Here is a 22,695-nt window from a genome sequence, read left to right as displayed (position 1 = left end):
TATGGCCATGCCACCCTTGCCGCCCCAGCCGCCGGACGACACGCCGCCTCCGGGCAACGGCGGCTTCGGCCCGCTGCCCGAAGGCTTCGGTCCGCCGCCCGAGGGTTATGGCCCGCCTTCCGGGGGTTACGGCACGCCTTCCGGGGGTTATGGCCCGCCCCCCGGGGGCTACGGTCCGCCGCCCGGAGGCGGTGGCCCGCCATGGCAGGGCGGCGGGGACTGGCAGCAACCGCCGCCCCCTGGCCCACCTGGCGGTCCGAGGGGGCGCCGCAACGCGCTGTTCATCGTCCTCGCCGTGATCGTGGCGATCGGGGCCGTCGCCGCGGTGGTGCTGGTGGCCACCAGCGACGACGGCTCGTCGGGCAAGCAGTCACCTGCGGAGAGCAGCGACACCACAGGGAGTACGCCCAAGCCATCGCTGAGCATCCCGTCGGAGCTGCCCAGCGACCTGCCCTCCCTGCCCTCCGGAGTGCCCGATCTGCCGACCGACCTGCCCAGCGGCCTGCCCACCGACCTGGAGTCGCTGCTCCCGACTCCCGCGGGCAACGAAGTGCCGTACTACATGCTGAAGGCCGGTGACTGTTTCAACGTCGACAACAGCAAGCCGGGCCAGGCCGCGAAGCGGTCGTGCCGTACCGCGCATGACGCCGAAGTCGTGAAGGTGACCGAGCTGACAGGCACTTACTCGACCGATGCCGCGCTCAAGAAGGCGGCAACGGACCTGTGCGAGAAGCCCCTGCAGGCCAAGGCGGTCAAGCAGCCGGCCGGGACCGTGCGCGGCACCCTGGTGCAGTATCCGGACTCCACCGGCTTCAAGCTCGGCATCGACAACGTCGCGTGCAGTCTGGCCGCGGACCCGGGTGGGAACCGCAAACTCACCAGGCCGCTGACGTGAGCCACGCGCGCGTAGGGCATGAAAACGCGAGCCGGGCGTTCAGAGTCCGCTTCCGCGCGGCAGCCGCACATACGTCACCGTCGTCTCGACTCCGCTGTCCACCAGGCGTCCCTGGTCGTCGAACGCGCCCTCGCCGTCCGTCATCCCGAAGTCGTTGTCGTTGATCAGGGCGAGCGTGTCGTGATCCACGCGCGCGACGCCCTCGATCTTCCCGGGCAACCCCTCGACCTTGCCGAGGTCGACGACGAGGCGCTTGCGCAGCAGCGGAACACCGGAGGCGGCGGGATCGTCGAGCTGCTCCAGGGACGGGGACGTGGCGTCGTCGTCCCACGTGTCACCGAGGATGTCCGCGCCCCGGCTCAGCTCCACGACCTGCAACCTGGCGGCCTTGTCGGTGCGCTCCTCGACGAGCAGCCGGTCACGGCCGACGGCGACCAAGGAGGAGATCTTCAGCTCGGATGTGTCGTCCTCGCCCGGGTCGACCACGTTCACCGGGTCGAAGCGGTACGCGTACTCGGCGGTGACGGCCCGCTTCTTCGGTGAGAAGCGCAGCAGGCGCGTCGTGAGCGATGCCTCCCCCGAGTCCTTGTCCGGTACGGACAGCGGGCTCTGCACGGCCGCCACCAGGTCCCCGCCCGGGAGTTGGGCGAGCCCTTCGAAGCCCCGGTTGACCTTCCGGTGCAGCAGGATCGAGGGCAGTGCCTCGACGACCGGGTAGTCCGTGCCGGTCAGATTCAGCCCCTTCGGCACGTAGCGGGTGAGGACCTTCCCGCGCGCGGAGACATGGATCAGCGAGGGCCCGTACTCGTCCACGAGCCAGAAGCCGCCGTCCTTCGCGCGCACGATTCCCTCGGTGTCCACACCGTTCGGGTTGTACGAGAGCGGCGTCTTCGCGTCGTACGAGTACGGCGCCTCGTCGCGCCCCTTCTGGTTGGACAGACCTGTGACGGGCTTCCCGGAGGAAGTGGTGATCGGGATCGCGTCCAGCACCTTCACGGTGTCCCCGGACACGCGGATCTTCACGATGGCCGGGTCGAAGCCGGGCACGGGGAACGTACGGCGCTTCTTGCCGTCCACCGTGATCTGGCCGTTGGGGCCGCGATCGGTGACCGTCCAGAACTCGCCGTTGCGGCCCGTCGGGTAGATGTCGCTGCCGATGCCACCGAGGTCCACACCGCGGTCGTTGGCCACGCTGCCCGGCAGCAGAGCGTTGCTGAACGCGCCGAGCGGAATGTCGCCGAGCGTCGCGGTACGCGTGACCCGCGCGTCCCCCGAGGGGGTGCCGACAGCCGTGCCGGCCGCCACGAGGGTGGCCAGCAGGGCCAGCGGCACACCCGCAGCGACACAACGGTGGACGTGGCGCCGACCGACGGCGTGCGGGGACATCAGGCCTCCTGAGGCACAGGTGTGTGGACTGCGGCCAGATTCCGCCCCCGCATCGAACGCCGTACGGCCGACAGGTGAACGCCGAGCGTCAACCATTCATCCGCTGAGCGGTGTTGGGATCATTCGCGGCCTTCCGCCAGAGCGAGGGCCGTCGCCGGATCCTGTGCGGCCGGGCCCACGGGAGCCCACCGTCCCCGTTCCTTGCGATACGGCCACCAGCGGCCGTCGCGCCCCAGTCGCAGTTGCGCCTGCCCATCGACGACGGTCCAGCGATTGCGGGACGCCCGCAGTCGCGGCCGCTCGTCCTCCTCCCAGGCCGATGCGAGGGCGGCACGCGCTCGTGCGAGCGCTTCCGCCTCCACCGTCCACTCGGCCTCGAGCACGTCGAGCGCGGTCACACCCCCGTACTCCCAGGCGCGGACGCCGAGCTCCAGCCCCTCCCGGTCGCGGCCCGACCCTTCGCCGAGCCGAGCGGTCACCGGGAACTCCGGGGATTCCGCGGCGCCCGCGGCCAGCCGCACCGCATCCTGCGCGGTCGTCAACTCCGCCTCCACGAGATGCGCTTCGTGATCGGGCCGGAGAGCTTCGGCGAGCAGCCGGTGAGCCTCGCGAGCCGTCTGCGTCGCCAAGAACGCCAGCGCGGTCGGATCGACGCCGGCTGCGGGCCCTGCCTCCGTGTCCAGCGAAGGCGGCTGTCCGGGCTCTCCGGGGAGCACAGGCGTGGCAGGCAGCGGGGGCAGGATGTCCGCCGCTGCGTACGCCTCAGCGGCGCCCACGCCCTCGTAGGGCTCATCCCGCACGGGGGCCGCCTCGGCCCGTGGGACGCTGCGCTCCTGCAACTCGTCCAGCAGCTCACGCTCTGCCCGGCCGCGCATCAACAGCAGCACGAACGGGTCCTGGTCCAGCAGCCGCGCCATCTGGTAGCACAGCGCTGCCGTATGGCCACAGTGGTCCCAGGCACCGCAGTCGCACTCGGGCTCCAGATCGCCCAGCCCCGGCAGGAGTTCGACGCCTGCGGTCTCCGCGTCCTCGACCAGATGCGGCGGCATCTCACGGTCGAGCAGCGCCGCGATATGCCCGGCCCGCTCGACGGCCATGTCCAGGAAACGGTCCCACTGGTCCTCGGACAGTTGCTGAAGCAGGACATCGGCGCGATGCGCAGTACGGTCGCGGTCCTGGACCACCGCGGTGATGCGTCCAGGACGTACCGAAACGGCTCCCACGGCTCCCGCGCGCGCGAGCCTGCGGCCCGTCTTCACCTGCTCCGAATCCAGTGCCGTGTCCTCCAGCGCCTTCAGCCAGGCCTGCCCCCACCACGTCTGTGCGAAGCCCCGTCCGCGCGCGGGCGGCAGCGCGGCGAAGGTGCGCTCCGGGCTGTCTTCGTACGGATCGCTCATCGGGCGCCTCCTCGCAGCTCCACCAGGTCAGCCAGTTCCGTGTCGGTCAGCTCGGTGAGCGCCGACTCCCCGGAGCCGAGCACCGAGTCCGCCAGCTCCTGCTTGCGCGCCAGCATGTCCGCGATGCGGTCCTCGATCGTCCCTTCGGCGATCAGCCGGTGCACCTGTACGGGCTGGGTCTGGCCGATGCGGTACGCGCGGTCGGTGGCCTGTGCCTCGACGGCCGGGTTCCACCAGCGGTCGTAGTGCACGACATGCTCGGCCCGCGTCAGGTTCAGACCCGTGCCCGCGGCCTTCAACGACAACAAGAAGACCGGCACTTCGCCCTCCTGGAAGCGATGCACCATGGCCTCCCGCTCGGCGACGGGCGTGCCGCCGTGCAGGAACTGAGAGGACACCCCACGAGCCGCCAGGTGGCGCTCGATGAGCCGCGCCATCCGCACGTACTGGGTGAACACCAGAACGGCCGCTCCCTCGGAGAGGATGGTGTCGAGCAGTTCGTCCAGCAGTTCCAGCTTTCCGGAGCGACCCGCGATCTTCGGACTGTCCTCCTTGAGGAACTGCGCCGGGTGATTGCAGACCTGCTTCAACCCGGTCAGCAGCTTCACGATCAGGCCGCGCCGAGCCATGCTGTCGGCATCCGAAATCTCCGCCAGAGTCTCGCGGACCACCGCCTCGTACAGGCCTGCCTGCTCCTTGGTGAGCGACACAGCACGGTCGGTCTCGGTCTTCGGTGGCAGCTCGGGCGCGATACCCGGGTCCGACTTGCGACGGCGCAGCAGGAACGGCCGTACGAGCTGGGCGAGCCGATCCGCCGCGCCGGGATCCTGCCCGCCCTCGACGGCCTGCGCGTACCGGGTGCGGAACGTGCCGAGCCTGCCGAGCAGCCCCGGTGTCGTCCAGTCGAGAATCGCCCACAGCTCGGAGAGGTTGTTCTCCACCGGAGTCCCGGTGAGCGCCACGCGCGCGCGTGCGCCGATCGTCCGCAGCCGGCGTGCCGTGTCCGAGTACGGGTTCTTCACGTGCTGCGCCTCGTCCGCGACGACCATGCCCCACGACGCCCCGGCCAGCTGCTCGGCGTCGAGCCGCATCGTGCCGTACGTCGTGAGGACGAACTCACCGTCGCCCAGGTCCTCCAGGCTCCGTCGTGGCCCGTGAAAACGGCGCACAGGGGTGCCCGGAGCGAACTTCTCGATCTCGCGCTGCCAGTTGCCCATCAGGGACGTCGGGCAGACGACGAGAGTGGGACCCGCCGCCGACTCGTCGCTCTGCCGGTGCAGATGCAGGGCGATAAGAGTGATCGTCTTACCCAGGCCCATGTCGTCGGCCAGGCAGCCGCCCAGCCCCAACGAGGTCATCCGGGCCAGCCAGTTGAGGCCCCGCAGCTGGTAGTCCCGCAGGGTCGCGGCGAGCGCTGCGGGCTGACCGACCGGCTCCTGCCCCTCCGGGTCCGCGAGCCGCTCCCGCAGCGTCGCCAGCCACCCCGTGGGTTGTACGTCGACCGGGCGGCCGTCGAGCTCCGTGGAGCCCGTGAGAGCGGCGCTCAGCGCGTCGATGGGTGTGACCTTGTGGTCCTGCTGCGCACGGGCAAGGTGCACCTCCTGCGGGTCGACGAGCACCCACTGGTCGCGCAGCCGCACCATGGGACGGTTCGCCTCGGCGAGCCGGTCCAGCTCCTGTCGCGTCAACTGCTGATCACCCAGCGCGAACGACCAGTTGAAGGCCAGCAGCGCGTCGGCCGACAGGAACGACGGCACGTCCGACGACAGCCGCCCCGGGCCTTGCTCGTCATCCGGCGGTCCGATGACTGCGCGGGCCGTCAGCTTGCGCGCCAGCTCCTTGGGCCAGTGCACCTCGACCCCGGCAGCCGCTAGCGTCCGCGCACCTTCGCGGAGCAGTTCGCTGATCTCATCGTCGGCTAGTTCGATCGCGTCGGGCACGGCCGCCGACAACAGGGGCGTGAGCGGAGCCCAGGCCCGTGCGGCCCGGCGCAGGGCGAGCAGGGCGTCCAGACGCGCGCGTGGGCCGAAGGCCGGACCCGACGCGCCCGTTTGGGTCCACACCTCGGCGGCGTTCGCGATCAGAGCCGGGTCGCTCACACTGTGCAGCTGGAGCACCGCGCGGAAGGGCAGCCGTGGCTCGTCCGCCACGGCCGACTCCAGGCCTGGGACCTCGATGCGCAGCGAGATCCGTACGCCCGCGTCGTGTCCCGCGGCGACATCGGCGGCCCAGGCGCGTTGCTCGGGGATGTGCTGCGGTGCGGGCGCCGCGAAGGCCGCGCCGCCCGCTGCGAGTGGCGCCGCAGCGGACCGGGGGAGCGTGTCGGCGACCGCGTCGAGGAAGGCACGCACCAGCCGTTCCGGGTCGGGCAGACGCAGCGGTTCGGTCTCGTCGACCGGCACCGCATGCGCGTGCGGCGGCATCGCGGCGGCGAGTTCACGGATCCGTTCCACGTCCTCCGCCCGCAGCGGACCGACACGCCACGCGTCATGGTCTGCGGCGCTCAGGCCGGGCAAGAGCAGGCCGCGCGCTGCCAGTTGAAGCGCGAGCACGGCAGCCGCGCCCCAGAACGCGGCTGCCCTGTGCGCGTATGCGGCGGCACGCGCGCGCGTGAGGACCGGCAGCACGGTTCGTACCGGCAGCAGCACGGCAGGCACGGTGACCAGCTCGACGCCGTCCTCGCCGGGCAGGGCGACGGTCAGCTCCTCGACGGAGCCTGATGCGACAACAGGAGGACCGTCGCCGTCGGGGTGCCAGAAGGCGACGCTGCCGGTGCGGGCCGGTTCGGCGGGCACGAACACGGCGCAGCAGCGGGCCAGTTCGGAGATCTCGGAGGGGGTCGCCGCGGGATTCCTCTGCACAGGAATAGCTTATTCCTCAAATTTGACTACTGGAAGGCAAGGTCGCCTAGAATACAACATCGAAGGTGCTTGGTGGAAGGGTTAATTCTATGACGTGAGTCACTTTCTCGGGGGGTGTCGTCAGGTCCACCTGAAGGCGGGTGGATCCCCCAGGTCGAACACGGGTGGTGCCGTCATGGTCGCCCAAGGTCACTGATCCATACGTTTCTTCAGGTCAGCCCGTTCCCGGAGAGACCGGAGACCACCATGCCCCAGACCGCCGCAGCCGTCGCGGAACACCCTCCCGGAGCTACCGTCGGAAGCGAGTTCACGCCGCTCCTGCGCACCGTCAAGGGCCAGGGTCTCCTCGGCCGCAGGCACGGCTGGTACGCGCTGCGCATCACCGTCAACGCACTGGCCCTGGCCGCTGTCGCAGTCGGCATCGTCCTGATCGGCCACTCCTGGTGGGTGCTTCTCCTGGCCCCACTGCTCGCCCTCCTCTCCGCCCGGACGGCCTTCATAGGTCACGACGCGGGCCACTCCCAAATCACCGCCAACCGGTCCGTGAGCCGCCTGATCGGGCTCGTGCACGGCAACCTCCTGCTGGGCATGAGCTACTCGTGGTGGAACGAGAAGCACAACCGCCACCATGCCAACCCCAACCACATCGACAAGGACCCCGACGTCGCCGCCGACGTCCTCGTCTTCACCAGCGAGCAGGCGAGCAGCCGGTCCGGCTTCCGTCGCTGGCTCACCCGCAACCAGGCCTGGCTCTTCTTCCCGCTCACCCTCCTCGAAGGCATTGCCCTCAAGATCCACGGCTTCAGGGACCTGCGCCGGCAGACTTCGCGCGAGCGCAGGGTGGAGGGCTTGCTGCTGATCGTCCATGTCGCCGCCTACGCGACGCTGCTGCTCACCTCCATGCCGATCGGTCAGGCCCTCGCCTTCGCCGCACTCCATCAGGCACTCTTCGGCCTCCACCTGGGCCTGGCCTTCGCGCCGAACCACAAGGGCATGGAAATGCCCGACCCCGGAGGCGAGCGCTGGGGTCATCTCCGCCGCCAGGTGCTCACCTCCCGCAACATTCGCGGCGGTGCTCTGACCGACTGGTTCCTCGGCGGCCTCAACTACCAGATCGAGCACCACTTGTTCCCGAGCATGCCGCGCCCTCACCTGAGGGTGGCCCAGCCTCTGGTGCGCGCCCACTGCCGAGAGTTGGGTATCCCTTACGTGGAAACGGGCATCGTGGACTCCTACCGTGAGGCCCTGCGCCACATGTACGAGGTCGGGGAGCCCCTCAGGGGCGAGTAGGGGTCGCGACTCAGGGTCGTATCAGGGTCGCGTCCTGGAACCGCGAAGGGCATGGACCCGTTCTCAGGACAGAGAGCGGCAGTGGCCGCGAAGGAGGCGACACAAGATGTCGAAGAACGCGAAGATCGCCGCGGGAGGCGTGGCGGCCGGGCTCATCCTGTTGATCTGGCTGCCCTGGTGGGCCGCCTTTCTGATCATTGTGGGGGTTCCGGCGGCAGCGTATCTGACGCTGGACCCCTCACAGCGGCGCAGGCTGCGCCGCGTCACGCGCAAGGAACTCGGCCGCTGAGACTGCACCGACCGGGTCAGTTCCCTTCCAGTGGACAGGAGTTGACCACACCGCCGCTCGCGGACCTGCCGACGGCACGGTTCGCGAGCGGCGCTCCAATCCGGCTGTGAGTGCGTACGAGTCAGAGCGGGCGTACGGCCATTTTGTCCAGTGCCGCCAGCAGGCCGGGTAGCTCCGGTCCGCGACCCACGGGCAGGATCTCTCCCGGCTTCTCGTCGAGCAGTACGAACGCGATGTCGTCGGTCCTGGCCACCATCGACCAGCCCGGACCGTCGGCACGCAGTGTCCGGGCGCCACCCGGCGCGAAGGACGAACGCACGCGACCGAGGGGCGGTGGCGTGTCCACGTACGCGCGGACCTCCGCGAGGACCCGCCGGACACCGCTGCGCGGCTCGCTCCTGCTGTCGCCGCCCTCCTTGGTGCTGGCGTCGCTCTGCGTTGCCGCCTCGTCGGCAGTCTCGCCGCCCGGACGCACAAACTCCTCGTCGTCGATCTGCTCCCGCCAGGCCGCCCACTGGAGCGCTATCTCATCGGCCCCGAGGCGCCGTTGGGGCGGACCCCAGACCGAGGTATCCGGTGGGGACAGCGGTTCCTGTGCGGCGATTTCGGGCGCGGGGTCGTGCGGGGCGGGCACATGGGGTGCCGCGACGGCCACGGCCAGCGGCCAGCCGGGCAGCGCCGCGACCATCGAGCGCTCGTCGGGCGAGAGGTCGTACTCCATGCCGCAGTCCCACGACGCGATGGCGACGGCGACCAGCGACACGTCGTCCACGACGACCGTCCACCGCGCTCCGTCCCCGTCCTGCCCGAGCACCAGGCCGTATCCGTCGGCGAGGGGTGCCAGTCCGAGCGCCGCGCAGGCCTCCGGGTAGTCGTCCCCCAGCACGCTGGGGAACTGCGCGGGCGTCAAGAGCACCGCCGTCAGCACATACAGCGCGTCGTCGTCCACGGCGGCGACGGTGGTCTCATCCGTCCCGGCCATCCCAGCCTCCCCATTTGCTACGTCCGTCGGCGCACCTTAGTGCGACTGCTCAGCGGTTGTCACGGCTCCCGGGTGCGCGCGGAGCTGCAGGCGTCCGGCTGGACGGGGCGGAACGGCCGCTCGTCACGGATTGGGCCGGCCGTCCGCCACGCCCTCGCCCCTCTGGTACGAGCAGCCGGCGTCAGACGGCAGGCAGGCCGAGCAGAGTCCGCGCCACCGCCGTGGGCGACTCGTCGCGTTCCCGCGCGAGGGCGATGACCGCCCTGCACGCCAGCTCGTTCACTCCGAACGACAAAGCCTCCGGCGACACCCAGGCCGCGGCCTCGTCGATCCGGTCCTGGTCGTCGTCGGCGCACGCCGACACATAGGCCGCTGCCGCCTCGAACAGGTTGTGCGTGCGCTTCTCCGTACGCCGGTCCTCCTGAGACCCGGCCGCTTCCGGGCGCGAAAGGAACTTGCGGAGTCTGGCTGACATGCCGGACATGCGGGCCACCTTCCCCCTGTGCGAGTGCCATCGCTGATCGCTCACCTGCTGGTAATCAACGTAGAGTTGAAATCCCGGCACCAGAAGAGGCACGGTGCGGTGAACCGGCACGGCACCGCAACCCGGGGTTACCGGCGCAGCCTCGCCGGAGCGCCCTCAGGAGTCTCGTACAGCGAGCGCGAGGAACCGGGCGTCCTCGTCGACGTACAACGTCATACGCCAGCCGGAGCCGGACAGGAGCGGGCCGAGGTTGGCCTCCGCACGCAAGTCGGCCGGTGTGATCTGCCGTCCCTGGCGGGCCGCGAGGGCCGCCCGGCCGATGGGATGGAAGAGAGCCAGCTTCCCGCCGGGCCGTACGACGCGCGCCAACTCCCGCAGATTCTTCCCAGGGTCCTGCAGGTGCGCGACGAGGCCCGCCGCGAAGACGGCGTCGATCGAGGCCGTGCGCAGGGGAAGCGCGGCCACATCGGCCAGCAGAAGCCTTCCCGCACCGTCCCGTCCCGCACGTACCGCGGCCTCCAGCATCGCGGGAGTCAGGTCCGCGCCCAGAACCACTCCGGAGGGTCCCACGGCCTCCCTCAGCGGCGGCAGGGCCCGTCCTGTGCCGCAGCCCGCGTCCAGTACGTGGTCGCCCTTCCGCAGGCCCAGCTCTGCGACCGCCGCAGCGTATGCCGGACCGTCGTCGGGAAACCGGGCGTCCCACTCGGCCGCGCGGGCCGAGAAGAACTCCTGCACGTGTCCGTGGTCGTCGCTCATGCCTCGCATGATCTCGCACCGCCGTGAACCGCGAGGCGGTGTACACGTTCGAGCGTGATGCGATCGTTCAGGTACACCTTGGCGTCATATTCCAGCAGTTTTCGAAATGCGCCCTCTTCGTGCGCTCCGGAGGGGGCTAGCGTCCCGGAGCCATGGGACACCTGGACCACGCCACCTTCGGCTGGCTGACCCCCGTGCTGTCGTACGTGATGGCCTGCATAGGCGCCGCCCTGGGGCTGCGCTGCACGGTCCGCGCGCTGGGTGCCTCGGGGCGGTCGCGCCGCAACTGGCTGCTCACCGCGGCCTCCGCGATCGGTACGGGCATCTGGACCATGCACTTCGTGGCGATGCTCGGCTTCAGTGTCAGCGGCACCGAGATCCGCTACGACGTACCGCTGACCATCCTCAGTCTGATCGTCGCCATGGTCGTCGTCGGCGCGGGTGTCTTCGCCGTCGGCTACGGCCGTGACCGAGGCCGAGCACTGGTCCTCGGCGGCCTCACCACCGGCCTCGGCGTGGCGAGCATGCACTACCTGGGCATGGTCGCCCTGCGGCTGCACGGTGACGTGAACTACGACCCGGTGCTGGTGGGGATCTCCGTCGTGATCGCCGTGGTCGCGGCGACCGCGGCACTCTGGGCGGCACTGAACATCAAGTCGCCCGTCGCGGTCGCCGTCGCCTCCCTGGTCATGGGAGTGGCGGTGAGCAGCATGCACTACACCGGGATGATCGCGGTCAGCGTGCGTGTCTCCCCTTCGGGCGAGGCCCTGCCCGGGGCCACGGCGATGCAGTTCATCTTCCCCCTCGCCGTCGGCCTCGGGTCCTATCTCTTCCTGACATCGGCGTTCGTCGCGCTCTCCCCGACCGCTGGAGAACGCGAGGCCTCCGCATCGGCCCAGCGCCCCGTCGAGAGCGCTGCCCACTAGCGCAGAGGAACGCGACCTGCAGGCGCGCCCCGAACCACTCCGAGCGAGGAGGCCATGCGTACACCCCGTAGGACCCCAGCAGGCGGCTCCCAGCCGCCGCCCCCGACTCCCGCACGGGGCCGCCGCGCGCACGCCGGACCACCGGCCGACGAAGGCTCCGCCCTGGAAGAGCAGGCCGGCGCCGCGCCGGGTGAGATACCCACGCGCGCGGGACGCTGGAGTCCGCGCCCCCGCACCGTACGAGCGAAGATCGTCTGCCTGCTGATGGTGCCCGTTATCTCCTTGCTCGCGCTGTGGGCGTACGCCACCGTCACCACGGCCCAGGACGTCGCACGGCTGCGGCAGTTGCAGCGGGTGGACTCCCAGGTGCGTGCCCCGGTGGCCGCCGCCGTCGCCGCGCTCCAGGTCGAGCGCACAGCCGCCGTACGCCGTGCGACCGACCCCGCAGCCGAGACGGAGAACACCCTCAAGCAGATTGCGGCACGCACCGACCGGGCCGTGGCGAAGCTGCGGCTGGGGGAGCGCAACACCGTCGCCGACAGCCAAGAGCTGCCCTCCGGAGTGGCGCAGCGCCTCGAAACCTTCGTCACCCGGGCCGAGCAACTGCGTTCCCTGCGGACCGCGGTGCTCGAACGGCGGACGGGATGGAAAGAGACGTACGCGCAGTACACGCAGACCATTTCGACGGCCTTCTCGGTGGGCGGTGCGCTCACCGGCATCCAGGACGCCGATCTCGGCTCCGACGCGCGCGTGGTGCTCGAGTTCGCCCGCGCGGGGGAGGCCCTGGCCCAGGAGGACGCCGTGCTTGCCGGCGCCCGGCTCACCGGGACCCTCGACGGAGAGCGGCTGCGACTGTTCAACGGTGCCGTCCACACCCGCCGGTTGCTCACCGAATCCGCTGTCCCCGACCTGCGCGGGCCCGAGCAGGCCGCGTGGGGTGCCCTCGCCGAGGGCAGCGCGTACGCCGAACTGCGCGCTGCCGAGGACAAGGTTCTCGCGAGCCGACACGGCCGCAGGGCCGTCCAGGCCGCGCCCGAGGAGAACTGGAAAGCAGCGCACACGCGCGTGCAGGACGACATGCGGACGATCGAGGCGGGCGCGGGCCATGAGGTCGCGGACCGCGCCGACCCGTTCCGGCGGGGCCTGCTCTCACCGGCTGGTGCCGCGGTCCTCCTCGGCCTGATCGCTGTGGCGGCTTCCCTCGTCATCTCCGTACGTATCGGACGCGGCCTCGTTGTCGAGTTGGTGAGCCTGCGCAACAGCGCACTGGAAATCGCCCGCCGCAAACTCCCACACGCCATGCGCAGACTGCGGGCGGGGGAGGAGATCGACGTCCGTGCCGAGGCTCCTCCCGGCCCGCCCGCGGAGGACGAGGCAGGTCAGGTCGCGGAGGCCCTGGGCACCGTGCACCGCGCCGCCCTGCGCGCCGCGGTCGAACGCGCGGAACTCGCCAGCGGCATCTCCGGAGTCTTCGTCAATCTCGCCCGCCGCAGCCAGGTCCTCGTGCACCGCCAGCTGAACCTGCTGGACAGCATGGAGCGCCGGTCCGAGGACCCGGACGAACTGAGCGACCTGTTCCGGCTCGACCACCTGACCACGCGTATGCGTCGGCATGCGGAGAGCCTGATCATCCTCTCCGGAGCCGCTCCCGGCCGGGCCTGGCGGATGCCGGTGTCGCTCTCGAACGTCGTCCGTGCCGCCGTATCCGAAGTCGAGGACTACGCGCGCGTGGAGGTACGACACCTCCCGGAGACGTCGGTCGTCGGATCCGCGGTCGCCGACCTCACGCACCTCCTTGCCGAAATCGTCGAGAACGCCGCCCAGTTCTCGCCGCCCCACACCAAGGTGCGCATCACTGGCGAGCCGGTCGGCAACGGCTACGCGCTGGAGGTCGAGGACCGGGGCCTCGGCATGGGCAAGGAGGCCCTCGCCGAAGCGAACCGCCGCATCGAGCAGTCCGAGGCTCTCGACCTGTTCGACAGCGACCGGCTCGGGCTCTTCGTGGTGAGCAGGCTCGCCGCCCGGCACGGCATCAAGGTGCACCTGCGGACCTCGCCCTACGGCGGCACCACCGCGGTGGTCCTGCTGCCCACCGCACTGCTGCAGACAACCGCGGCGGAACGCTCCGGTGTTCACCGGGAGCAGACCGGACGGCCCGCGGAACGCGAGTACGCGCGCGTGCCCGCCGCCCCCCAACAGGACTCCGTAGAGCCCCTGAGCGAACGGCCCGCTCTGGTGGCCCCCACGCAGGCGGCCATGCAGGCTTCCGGGGACCGGCCGGGGGCCGACGGGAACGGCCCGCACGACGCCCCACCGCCCGGCGTCACGACCCTGCGGCTGCACCGCCCGGCCGAGGACACCCAGGAATCGGATGGGCTTCCACGGCGCGTACGACAGGCGAGCCTCGCCCCGCAACTGCGTGAGGAGCGCCCCGCCGAACCCACGGCAGGGGCGAACGCGCAGGGTGACGAGGAGCGCACCCCTGAGCTGGTACGGGACCGTATGGCGGCTTACCGCGCCGGCTGGGCCCGCGGCGGCGGTCGCTCGCCCGGCCGCGGCGCGACTCCCGACCCGGCGTCGGGCGGCGATGGCAGTGAAGGAGACCTCGCATGATCCACGATCAGGGTATGGGGACCACTCAGCGGACCGGTGAACTCGACTGGCTGCTGGACGACTTGGTGACGCGCGTCGGTGAGGTACGGCATGCCGTGGTGCTGTCCAACGACGGGCTCGCGATGGGCGCGTCCGGCGACCTCTCGCGCGAGGACGCCGAGCACCTCGCCGCGGTCGCCTCGGGCTTCAACAGCCTGGCCAAGGGCGCGGGCCGGCACTTCGGCGTCGGCGGCGTACGCCAGACCATGGTGGAGATGGACGACGGCTTCCTGTTCGTGGCCGCTGCCGGCGACGGCTCCTGCCTCGCCGTCCTCAGCGCCGTGACGGCCGACATCGGGCTGGTCGCCTACGAGATGGCGCTCCTGGTCAAGCGGGTGGGCGAGCACCTCTCCACGGCGCCGCGGGTCGCCGCGGGACCGGCCGCGTCCGGGTGAGCGAAGGGCGACGGACATGAGTGAGGACAGAGCCGGCCCCTCTGAGCAGCCGGGCAGCCAGTGGTACGACGACGAGGCCGGGCCGCTCGTCCGCCCGTACGCCATGACAGGCGGGCGCACCAAACCCGGAGTCACAGGGGTGCGCTTCGACCTGATCGCACTCGTCACGCTGGACACGGGCGCCCCGGACGTCGGCGACGACACCTCGCTCGGCCCGGAACACCTGGCTCTCATCGACCTCTGCCGGGCGGAGACCCAGTCCGTCGCCGAACTGGCCGCGGGCGCCGACCTGCCCGTCGGCGTGGTCCGGGTGCTCCTCGGAGACCTGCTGGATCTGGGCAGCGTCACCGTCAGCCGCCCGGTGCCACCCGCTCAGCTGCCCGACGAGCGCATCCTGCGCGAGGTCATCGAAGGACTGAGAGCGCTGTGATGACGGACCCGAACCCACACCGGCCGTGGCCGGCACTCCCGAGAGAAGTGATCGATGGTCTCCGAGCAGTCCGACGCCCCGAACGGCGAGACGGCCCCACTGGCCTTGAAGATCCTGGTCGCCGGCGGATTCGGCGTGGGCAAGACCACGCTCGTAGGAGCCGTCAGCGAGATCAGGCCGCTGCGCACCGAGGAACTGCTCAGTGAGGTGGGCCAGTCGGTCGACGACACCGACGGTGTGGACAAGAAGGTGACGACTACCGTCGCCATGGACTTCGGCCGCATCACCATCAGGTCCGGTCTGTCGCTCTATCTGTTCGGCACGCCGGGACAGGACCGGTTCTGGTTCCTGTGGGACGAACTGTCGCAGGGCGCCCTCGGTGCCGTCGTCCTCGCGGACACCCGGCGGCTCGGGGACTGCTTCCCCGCGGTCGACTACTTCGAGCACCGGCGCATCCCGTTCGTCGTGGCCGTCAACTGCTTCGCGGATGCGCGTACTTACGGCGCCCACGAGGTGTCCCGCGCCCTCGACCTCGACCGGGGCACACCTGTGGTGCTCTGCGACGCCCGTGACCGCGACTCGGGGAAGGAGGTGTTGATACGTCTCGTCGAGTACGCCGGGCGGATGCACACCGCCCGGCTGCTCGATTCCGTCGGCTGACGCTGCGGCTCGCTCAGTCCGAGACGGCGGCCTGGGCGAGGACCTTCTCGATGCTCACCCGCACGAGGAGTTCGCCCGGCACGCCGTTGCGGGCGGCGAACTCCTCGGCCCGGTCCTCACCCATGTAACGCGCCCCTATCCGACCGGCCCAGAGCCGGACCTCATCGAGATCCGCCGATATCCGGGCGCGCCCCCACAGGACCACGAAGGCGTACGGGGGCCGGTCGTCGTCCACGCACAGGGCGACCCGACCGTCCCGGGCAAGATTCCGCCCCTTGACGCTGCCCTTCCCGGTGTTGAAGACAAGGTCGTCTCCGTCGAGCACGAACCAGATCGGTGCCACATGCGGACTTCCGTCCGCTCGAACAGTCGACAGCTTGCCGGTGCGGGTGCCGTCCGAGACGAACGCCCGCCATTCCTCATCGGTCATGTTCTGTGCCATGCACCCATCCTGCTTGCCCGGACGGCGGCTGTGGGGAAGGCTGGCTCGTCAGATCCTCAGGCCAGAGGTGACTCACAACACGGGGAGACGGATCATGGAGCCGAACCAGGGACTCGGCTGGTTGCTGGACGACCTGACCGAGCGCGTCGAACACGTACGACATGCGCTGGTGCTGTCCAACGACGGGCTGGTCACGGCGGCCAGTACGGGACTCAGGCGGGAGGACGCCGAACACCTCGCCGCCGTCTCCTCGGGGCTGCACAGCCTGGCCAAGGGCTCGGGTCGGCACTTCGGCGCCGGCCAAGTCCGGCAGACAATGATCGAGTTCGATGACGCGGTCCTGTTCGTCACGGCGGCGGGCACCGGCAGTTGCCTGTGCGTGCTCAGCGCGGCCGAGGCGGACATCGGCCAGGTCGCCTACGAGATGACGCTGCTCGTCAACCGCGTCGGTGAACACCTCGACATCGATGCGCGACAGCCGGAAAACGCACCCGCCATAGACCTCTGACCTGCAAAGACGTTGACCTGCTCCAAGTTATCCACAGGTCAGGCAGGCGGGGCGGCAAACTGGCTACGGTTTTTCCCGAAGCGAGCGCACGCATACGGCGCAAGCGAGGCAAAGGCACGCAAGTGCACGTCGCTGCACGGGGGAGAACCACCATGTCCGGCAACACCATCACGCAGTCCGCCCTGCCCACCACCGCCTCGGCCGCCGCGGCGGTGGTCCGGCCGTCGCTCGCGCTGAGCCGCGCCGCGCGGGAACTGGGCCTCAAGCGAGGCGAGTTCGACCTCGCCGTCCGACTAGGGTGCATCAGGACCGTCCACGACGAAGGGGGCGGAGGCCGTCGCGTGGCCCGCACGGAGATCGACCGGGTGCGTTCCGACACCGGTTTTCCCGAGGCACTGCGCGAGCGCGTCAAAGCCGTGGGTACTGCGGAGGGCGCGGCCCTCATGGGGGTGTCGGCAGCCCGGTTCACGCGGTTCGCACGCCTCGGCCTGATCGCGCCCGTCAAGTGGTATTTGAACCGTTACCGGGCTGTGGTCTGGCTCTATCTGGCCGAGGAACTACGACAGTTCGCCGCGAGCGAGGACAACGCCCCGCTGCTGAGCGGCCGTACACCCGAAGGGCTGCGCGGCCAGTTGGATGCGGGTGTGGATCTGCGGGCCCGCAACTGGCGCGGACGGCACGTGGGTTTTCTGCTGCGGCAGACCGAGGATCCCTGGGCGCGCGCCGCGGCCGTGGCGTCCCTGCTGGATCCCGCGCAGGTCGCGGAGATCATCGAGGACCCGTACGAACGCGCCCATCTGAACCGCTTCCACCCCCAACAGAGGGCCCACGGTGCGCCCGATTCACCCGCCGCCCACGTCGCCGCACGGATCACAACGGCGCAGGACCCGGATGAGATCAGCTGGCTCCGCAGCGACTTGGCGAACGCGATCGAGGAGGCACGACAGGAGCGGCCCGCCCCACGTCCGACACCGAGGGGAGCCGAGACACTGCATGCGCGTCGGGAACCACCGCTGATCGAGGAGCGGCAGAGCGTCGAGCAACCGGAACGCTCCCGCGGCCTCTTCGGATGGCTGCGTCGCAGAAACCCCTGACCCGTCAGGCCTCGAGCTTGCGGAACAGCCCGGCGTTGGAGCCCGACCACTGCCGCCTGGCGTCGGCGAGCGACCGCCGTCAGCCCAGCTTCCTGAACAACCCCTCCTGCACGACGGACACGATCAGCTGTCCATCGAGGTTGTAGATCCGTCCGCGCGCCAGGCCCCGGCCACCCGTGGCGATCGGCGACTCCTGGTCGTACAGGAACCATTCGTCGGCGCGGAACGGCCGGTGGAACCACATGGCGTGGTCGAGAGAGGCCATGTCGAAGCCGCGGGGGCCCCAGAGCGGTTCCACCGGGATGCGGACGGCGTCCAGGAGGGTCATGTCGCTCGCGTACGTGAGCGCGCACGTGTGGATCAGCGGGTCGTCGCCCAGGGGGCCGACGGCGCGCATCCACACGGCGCTGCGCGGCTCGGCGTGCTCGACCTCCTCGGGGGTCCAGCGCATCCGGTCCACGTAGCGGATGTCGAACGGCTGGCGGCGGGCCATGCGCTCCAACGTCTCGGGGAGCTCGCCCAGATGCTCCTTGATCTCCTGTGTGACGGTCGGGAGCGACTCGGGATCCGGGACCTCGCGGGCCGGCGGCAACTGGTGCTCGAAGCCGCCCTCTTCAGGCTTGTGGAAGGAAGCGGTCAGATTGAAGATCGTGCGGCCCTGCTGCACGGCGGTGACGCGGCGCGTGGTGAACGACCGCCCGTCGCGGACCCGTTCGACCTGGTACACGATCGGCACACCCGGCCGGCCCGGGCGCAGGAAGTACGCGTGCAGCGAGTGCACAGGCCGTTCCCCGTCCGTGGTGCGGCCGGCGGCGACGAGGGCCTGGCCCGCGACCTGCCCGCCGAAGACCCGCTGCAGGGACTCCTGCGGGCTGCGTCCACGGAAGATGTTGACCTCGATCTGCTCCAGGTCGAGCAGGTCGACGAGTCGTTCCGCTGGGTTCGTCATGTGTCAGGTTTCTCCTGTGTTCACAGCTGGCCGACGTCGGTGACCTTGACGACGGCACGTCCCTCGGCATCAGAGGCGGCGAGGTCGATCTCCGCGCTGATGCCCCAGTCGTGATCGCCGTTCGGATCGGCGAAGGTCTGCCGGACGCGCCACAGGCCGTTCTGCGGCTCCTCCTCGATGAGCAGCAGCTTGGGGCCGCGTGCGTCGGGGCCGGTGCCGAGGTCGTCGTACTCGTCCCAGTACTTGTCCATGGCCTCGCCCCAGGCATCGGCGTCCCAGCCCGACTCGGCGTCCATCTCGCCGAGTTCCTCGACCTGGTCGAGGGCGGCGAGCTCGACACGGCGGAACATGGCGTTGCGGACGAGGACGCGGAAGGCACGCGCGTTCGCGGTGACCGGCCTGACCTGGTCGGCCTTCTCCTGGGCTTCCTCGGCCGTCATCTCCTCCGGGTTGGCGAGCTGCTCCCACTCGTCGAGGAGGCTGGAGTCGACCTGCCGCACCATCTCGCCGAGCCAGGCGATCAGGTCCTGAAGATCCTCGGACTTGAGGTCGTCCGGGACGGTGTGATCAAGCGCTTTGTAGGCACTGGCGAGATAGCGCAGCACGATGCCCTCGGTGCGGGCGAGTTCGTAGAAGGAGACGAACTCCGTGAAGGACAGGGCCCGTTCGTACATGTCGCGGATGACGGACTTCGGTGACAGCGGATGGTCGCCGACCCACGGGTGGCTCTTGCGGTAGGTGTTGTACGCGTGGAAGAGGAGTTCCTCCAGCGGCTTCGGGTACGTCACGTCCTGGAGCCGCTCCATCCGCTCCTCGTACTCGACGCCGTCCGACTTCATCGCCGCCACGGCCTCGCCACGGGCCTTGTTCTGCTGGGCGGCGAGGATCTGCCGGGGGTCGTCCAGGGTCGATTCGACGACGGAGACCATGTCCAGCGCGTAGGAAGGGGACTCCGGTTCCAGGAGCTCGAACGCGGCGAGGGCGAAGGTGGACAGCGGCTGGTTGAGCGCGAAGTCCTGCTGCAGATCGACCGTCAGGCGCACGATGCGGCCCTGGGAGTCCGGCTCGTCGAGCTTCTCGACGATGCCGCCGTCCAGGAGCGAACGGTAGATGGCGATCGCGCGCCGGATGTGCCGCAACTGCTGCTTGCGCGGCTCGTGGTTGTCCTCCAGAAGATTGCGCATCGCGTCGAAGGCGTTTCCGGGCCGGGCGATCACCGACAGGAGCATCGTGTGCGTGACCCGGAAGCGGGAGGTGAGCGGCTCCGGATCGGAGGCGATGAGCTTCTCGAAGGTGTTCTCCGTCCAGCCGACGAACCCCTCGGGAGCCTTCTTGCGGACCACCTTGCGACGCTTCTTCGGATCGTCGCCGGCCTTGGCGAGCGCCTTCTCGTTCTCGACGACGTGTTCGGGAGCCTGGGCGACGACGAAGCCCGCCGTGTCGAAGCCCGCCCGGCCGGCACGGCCCGCGATCTGGTGGAACTCACGCGCACGAAGCGTCCGCACACGGTTGCCGTCGTACTTCGCCAGCGCTGTGAACAGCACCGTGCGGATGGGGACGTTGACGCCGACACCGAGGGTGTCGGTGCCACAGATGACTTTCAGAAGACCGGCCTGCGCCAGCTTCTCCACCAGTCGCCGGTACTTGGGCAGCATGCCGGCGTGATGCACACCGATGCCATGCCGCACGTAACGGGAGAGATTGCGGCCGAACTTGGTGGTGAAGCGGAAGTTCCCGATCAGCTCGGCGATCTGGTCCTTCTCCGCACGCGTGCACATGTTGATGCTCATCAGCGCCTGGGCCCGCTCCACCGCCTGGGCCTGCGTGAAGTGCACGATGTAGACGGGGGCCTGCTTGGTCTCGAGGAGCTCGGTGAGCGTCTCCGTGAGCGGCGTGAGCCGGTACTCGTAGGACAGGGGCACGGGCCTCGTCGCCGAGCGGACGACCGCGGTGGGGCGGCCGGTCCGACGGGTGAGGTCCTTCTCGAACATCGAGACATCGCCGAGCGTGGCCGACATCAGGATGAACTGGGCCTGCGGCAGTTCGAGGATCGGGATCTGCCAGGCCCAGCCGCGGTCGCCCTCGGCGTAGAAGTGGAACTCGTCCATGACGACCTGGCCGACATCGGCCCGTTTGCCGTCGCGCAGCGCGATGGACGCCAGGACCTCGGCTGTGCAGCAGATGACGGGGGCGTCGGCGTTCACGGAGGCGTCGCCGGTCAGCATGCCGACGTTCTCGGTGCCGAAGAGCTTGCAGAGCTCGAAGAACTTCTCCGAGACGAGCGCCTTGATCGGCGCCGTGTAGAAGGTGACCTCGTCACGGGCGAGCGCCGCGAAGTGCGCACCGGCGGCGATCAGGCTCTTGCCCGATCCGGTGGGTGTCGACACGATCACGTTCGCACCCGACACCACCTCGATCAGCGCCTCCTCCTGGTGCGGGTAGAGCGCGATACCGCGTTCCCCGGTCCACGACTCGAAGGCTTCGTAGAGTGCGTCGGGATCTGCGGTCTGCGGTAGCTGATCGATAAGGGTCACGTCCCCATCTTGCCTGTGATCCCCGGCAATGAGGGAATCGGTTGCCGACCGGAAGATCACGAACGCTACGCTGTGGCGCCGACGAGGCATCAGCGCACATGGACAACTGGGCGCGAGTACATCGAGTACATGAGGAAATGGGGCGGGGCTCGGCCATGATGGGACCAGCACACTCACTTTCGGGGGCCGCGGCCTGGCTGGGCGTCGGAGCCGCGGCGGCCGCCGCCGGGCACACGATGCCCTGGCCGGTCCTCCTGGTCGGCGCACTGATCTGCGCCGGCGCCGCGCTCGCCCCGGACCTCGACCACAAGGCGGCCACCATCTCGCGGGCCTTCGGGCCCCTCTCACGGGGCCTGTGCGAGATCGTCGACAAACTCTCGTACGCCGTCTACAAGGGGACGAAGAAGCAGGGCGATCCACGTCGTTCGGGCGGGCACCGCACCCTGACGCACACCTGGCTGTGGGCGGCGTTGATCGGCGCGGGCACCTCCGTCATCGCGATCACAGGGGAGCGCTGGGCGGTCCTGGCGATCCTCTTCGTGCACATAGTGCTCGCCATCGAGGGGCTGTTGTGGCGGGCGACGCGTGGCTCCAGCGCCGACGTCCTGGTCTGGCTGCTGGCCGCGACCAGCGCCTGGATCCTCGCGGGAGTCCTGGACAAGCCGGGCAACGGCTCCGACTGGCTGTTCACGGCGCCGGGTCAGGAGTACCTGTGGCTGGGGCTGCCGGTCGTCCTCGGCGCGCTGGTGCACGACATCGGGGACGCGCTGACCGTGTCAGGCTGCCCGATCCTGTGGCCGATACCCATAGGCCGCAAGCGCTGGTACCCGGTGGGGCCGCCCAAGCCGATGCGGTTCCGAGCAGGCAGCTGGGTCGAGCTGAAGGTGCTGATGCCGGCCTTCATGCTGCTCGGCGGAGTCGGCTGCGCGGCGGCGCTCAACGTCATCTGAGCGACTCACGCCGCGTCGTCCCCGCCCGGGGCCGGGGCCCCGCCGCCGTACCGCTTCTCGAAGCGGGCGATCCGTCCCTCCGTGTCCACGGGGCGTGCCTTGCCGGTGTAGAAGGGGTGACTCTCCGAGGAGATCTCCACATCGACGACGGGGTACGTCCGGCCGTCGTCCCAGTCGATCGTCTGGTCGCTGTTCGCGGTTGACCGGGTGAGGAAGGCGTAGCCGGCGGCACGGTCGCGGAAGACGACCGGGTGGTAGTCGGGCTGCTTGTCCTGCATATGTGCTCCTCGCATGGGGAGTCGGTGCGCGGGCAGGGGCCCGGGACTTTGGATCAGCCGTACTGGGCGTCCTCGTCCACGATGTGCATGGCGGCCTCCTCCGCCGATGCGGCGGCGCCGTCGATGCCCACATCCGTGGCGATCAGCCTGCTCTCCTCGTCCTCGTGCGCACCTTCGTCCGGAGCCACGAGACGTCCGGAGCGGATAGTGCCCACCTCGTTGTCGAGGGCCTCGCCGTCCGAGTCCTGGCTGTCGCCGATACCGTCTCCGTCGAGAGGCGCCACCTCTGGCAGTTCTTCCGCGAGGCGTTCGTCCAGCGTCTCGCCGCGAAGCCGTTCGGCCGCGGTCACGTCCCTGCGCTCCACGGCCCACGGCCGCTCCGGCGGCGACCAGCCCCGGTCCAGGGGGCTGCTCACACCGTCTGATTCCAGGGTGTCCTCGGCGTCGAGGAGCCCCGAGTCGTCCTGCACCTCGGATTCGTCGGGCTGGTAGACGTCGTCTCCCCATCCGCCGGCGCTGTCCACGGGTACCTCCAGG

Annotated in this window: 22 protein-coding genes; 11 read left to right on the top strand and 11 right to left on the bottom strand. The window is 70.0% G+C overall.

What is annotated here, in order from left to right:
• Position 1: 1 nt before the first annotated feature.
• Positions 2-895, top strand: coding sequence for a hypothetical protein (locus tag ACFYO0_RS12315; protein WP_388673931.1), 894 nt, complete (start codon positions 2-4; stop codon positions 893-895).
• 39 nt (positions 896-934) lie between these two features.
• Here ACFYO0_RS12315 and ACFYO0_RS12310 read toward each other — a convergent pair whose 3' ends face one another.
• The 3 genes from ACFYO0_RS12310 to ACFYO0_RS12300 form a co-directional block, all read right to left on the bottom strand.
• On the bottom strand, positions 935-2,281 hold the full coding sequence (locus ACFYO0_RS12310; RefSeq protein WP_388673929.1) for an esterase-like activity of phytase family protein: 1,347 nt from the start codon (positions 2,279-2,281) through the stop codon (positions 935-937).
• A gap of 119 nt (positions 2,282-2,400) precedes the next feature.
• A complete protein-coding gene (locus tag ACFYO0_RS12305) occupies positions 2,401-3,678 on the bottom strand; it encodes an SWF or SNF family helicase (RefSeq protein WP_388673927.1) in 1,278 nt (425 codons plus the stop codon).
• Positions 3,675-6,539: a DEAD/DEAH box helicase gene (locus ACFYO0_RS12300; RefSeq protein ID WP_388673925.1), complete on the bottom strand. Its 2,865-nt coding sequence runs from the start codon at positions 6,537-6,539 to the stop codon at positions 3,675-3,677. Before ACFYO0_RS12300 ends, ACFYO0_RS12305 begins: the two co-directional genes overlap by 4 nt.
• 246 nt (positions 6,540-6,785) lie before the next feature.
• Here ACFYO0_RS12300 and ACFYO0_RS12295 point away from each other — a divergent pair, with 246 nt between their 5' ends.
• Together ACFYO0_RS12295 and ACFYO0_RS12290 are read left to right on the top strand one after the other, a co-directional pair.
• Positions 6,786-7,829, top strand: a complete 1,044-nt coding sequence (locus tag ACFYO0_RS12295) for an acyl-CoA desaturase (protein WP_388673923.1) — start codon at positions 6,786-6,788, stop codon at positions 7,827-7,829.
• Between the two features lie 106 nt (positions 7,830-7,935).
• Positions 7,936-8,118: a hypothetical protein gene (locus ACFYO0_RS12290; RefSeq protein ID WP_033322903.1), complete on the top strand. Its 183-nt coding sequence runs from the start codon at positions 7,936-7,938 to the stop codon at positions 8,116-8,118.
• Between the two features lie 121 nt (positions 8,119-8,239).
• Here the strand turns inward: ACFYO0_RS12290 and ACFYO0_RS12285 are convergent, their stop codons facing one another.
• From ACFYO0_RS12285 to ACFYO0_RS12275, 3 genes are all read right to left on the bottom strand, one after another.
• On the bottom strand, positions 8,240-9,100 hold the full coding sequence (locus ACFYO0_RS12285; RefSeq protein WP_388673921.1) for a hypothetical protein: 861 nt from the start codon (positions 9,098-9,100) through the stop codon (positions 8,240-8,242).
• A gap of 181 nt (positions 9,101-9,281) precedes the next feature.
• Positions 9,282-9,575 (bottom strand): hypothetical protein, encoded by a 294-nt coding sequence (locus tag ACFYO0_RS12280; protein ID WP_388674256.1) that lies wholly within the window; start codon positions 9,573-9,575, stop codon positions 9,282-9,284.
• Positions 9,576-9,740: 165 nt separating this feature from the next.
• The gene (locus tag ACFYO0_RS12275) at positions 9,741-10,349 is read right to left on the bottom strand and encodes a class I SAM-dependent methyltransferase (RefSeq protein ID WP_388673919.1); all 609 of its coding nucleotides are present in this window, start codon (positions 10,347-10,349) and stop codon (positions 9,741-9,743) included.
• 143 nt (positions 10,350-10,492) lie between these two features.
• Here ACFYO0_RS12275 and ACFYO0_RS12270 point away from each other — a divergent pair, with 143 nt between their 5' ends.
• From ACFYO0_RS12270 to ACFYO0_RS12250, 5 genes are read left to right on the top strand one after another with little or no spacing between them, the layout of a single operon-like run.
• Entirely contained in the window at positions 10,493-11,266 is a 774-nt protein-coding gene (locus tag ACFYO0_RS12270) for an MHYT domain-containing protein (protein WP_386336335.1), read from the top strand.
• A gap of 54 nt (positions 11,267-11,320) precedes the next feature.
• Complete coding sequence (locus ACFYO0_RS12265) at positions 11,321-13,879, top strand: nitrate- and nitrite sensing domain-containing protein (RefSeq protein ID WP_388673916.1); 2,559 nt, start codon at positions 11,321-11,323, stop codon at positions 13,877-13,879.
• Positions 13,876-14,313 carry a roadblock/LC7 domain-containing protein gene (locus tag ACFYO0_RS12260; RefSeq protein WP_388673914.1) on the top strand — a complete coding sequence of 146 codons (438 nt, stop codon included), beginning with the start codon at positions 13,876-13,878 and terminating at the stop codon, positions 14,311-14,313. The genes ACFYO0_RS12265 and ACFYO0_RS12260 overlap by 4 nt, the downstream gene beginning before the upstream one ends.
• Before the next feature lie 16 nt (positions 14,314-14,329).
• Positions 14,330-14,743: a DUF742 domain-containing protein gene (locus ACFYO0_RS12255; RefSeq protein ID WP_388673912.1), complete on the top strand. Its 414-nt coding sequence runs from the start codon at positions 14,330-14,332 to the stop codon at positions 14,741-14,743.
• Positions 14,744-14,797: 54 nt separating this feature from the next.
• Positions 14,798-15,403 carry an ATP/GTP-binding protein gene (locus tag ACFYO0_RS12250; protein WP_344389421.1) on the top strand — a complete coding sequence of 202 codons (606 nt, stop codon included), beginning with the start codon at positions 14,798-14,800 and terminating at the stop codon, positions 15,401-15,403.
• Positions 15,404-15,416: 13 nt separating this feature from the next.
• On the opposite strand, the gene ACFYO0_RS12245 is transcribed toward ACFYO0_RS12250, so the two are convergent.
• A complete protein-coding gene (locus tag ACFYO0_RS12245) occupies positions 15,417-15,845 on the bottom strand; it encodes a PPOX class F420-dependent oxidoreductase (RefSeq protein ID WP_388673910.1) in 429 nt (142 codons plus the stop codon).
• 94 nt (positions 15,846-15,939) lie between these two features.
• On the opposite strand from ACFYO0_RS12245, the gene ACFYO0_RS12240 reads away from it, so the two are divergent.
• Positions 15,940-16,353 carry a roadblock/LC7 domain-containing protein gene (locus tag ACFYO0_RS12240; protein ID WP_388673908.1) on the top strand — a complete coding sequence of 138 codons (414 nt, stop codon included), beginning with the start codon at positions 15,940-15,942 and terminating at the stop codon, positions 16,351-16,353.
• Between the two features lie 152 nt (positions 16,354-16,505).
• Positions 16,506-17,447 carry a DUF6397 family protein gene (locus tag ACFYO0_RS12235; protein ID WP_388673906.1) on the top strand — a complete coding sequence of 314 codons (942 nt, stop codon included), beginning with the start codon at positions 16,506-16,508 and terminating at the stop codon, positions 17,445-17,447.
• Between the two features lie 79 nt (positions 17,448-17,526).
• On the opposite strand, the gene ACFYO0_RS12230 is transcribed toward ACFYO0_RS12235, so the two are convergent.
• Together ACFYO0_RS12230 and ACFYO0_RS12225 are read right to left on the bottom strand one after the other, a co-directional pair.
• Positions 17,527-18,396: an acyl-CoA thioesterase gene (locus ACFYO0_RS12230; protein ID WP_388673904.1), complete on the bottom strand. Its 870-nt coding sequence runs from the start codon at positions 18,394-18,396 to the stop codon at positions 17,527-17,529.
• A gap of 20 nt (positions 18,397-18,416) precedes the next feature.
• A complete protein-coding gene (locus tag ACFYO0_RS12225; RefSeq protein WP_388673902.1) occupies positions 18,417-20,930 on the bottom strand; it encodes a DUF3516 domain-containing protein in 2,514 nt (837 codons plus the stop codon).
• 155 nt (positions 20,931-21,085) lie between these two features.
• Here ACFYO0_RS12225 and ACFYO0_RS12220 point away from each other — a divergent pair, with 155 nt between their 5' ends.
• Complete coding sequence (locus ACFYO0_RS12220; protein WP_388673900.1) at positions 21,086-21,880, top strand: metal-dependent hydrolase; 795 nt, start codon at positions 21,086-21,088, stop codon at positions 21,878-21,880.
• Positions 21,881-21,885: 5 nt separating this feature from the next.
• Here the strand turns inward: ACFYO0_RS12220 and ACFYO0_RS12215 are convergent, their stop codons facing one another.
• Both ACFYO0_RS12215 and ACFYO0_RS12210 read right to left on the bottom strand, forming a co-directional pair.
• Entirely contained in the window at positions 21,886-22,158 is a 273-nt protein-coding gene (locus tag ACFYO0_RS12215; RefSeq protein WP_388673898.1) for a type B 50S ribosomal protein L31, read from the bottom strand.
• Positions 22,159-22,211: 53 nt separating this feature from the next.
• Positions 22,212-22,682 carry a DUF5709 domain-containing protein gene (locus ACFYO0_RS12210; protein WP_388673896.1) on the bottom strand — a complete coding sequence of 157 codons (471 nt, stop codon included), beginning with the start codon at positions 22,680-22,682 and terminating at the stop codon, positions 22,212-22,214.
• Positions 22,683-22,695: the final 13 nt, after the last annotated feature.

It is taken from the genome of Streptomyces sp. NPDC006365 (assembly GCF_042870755.1).
Lineage (GTDB): Bacteria > Actinomycetota > Actinomycetes > Streptomycetales > Streptomycetaceae > Streptomyces > Streptomyces xiangluensis.
This window is presented reverse-complemented; position numbering and strand designations above follow the sequence as displayed.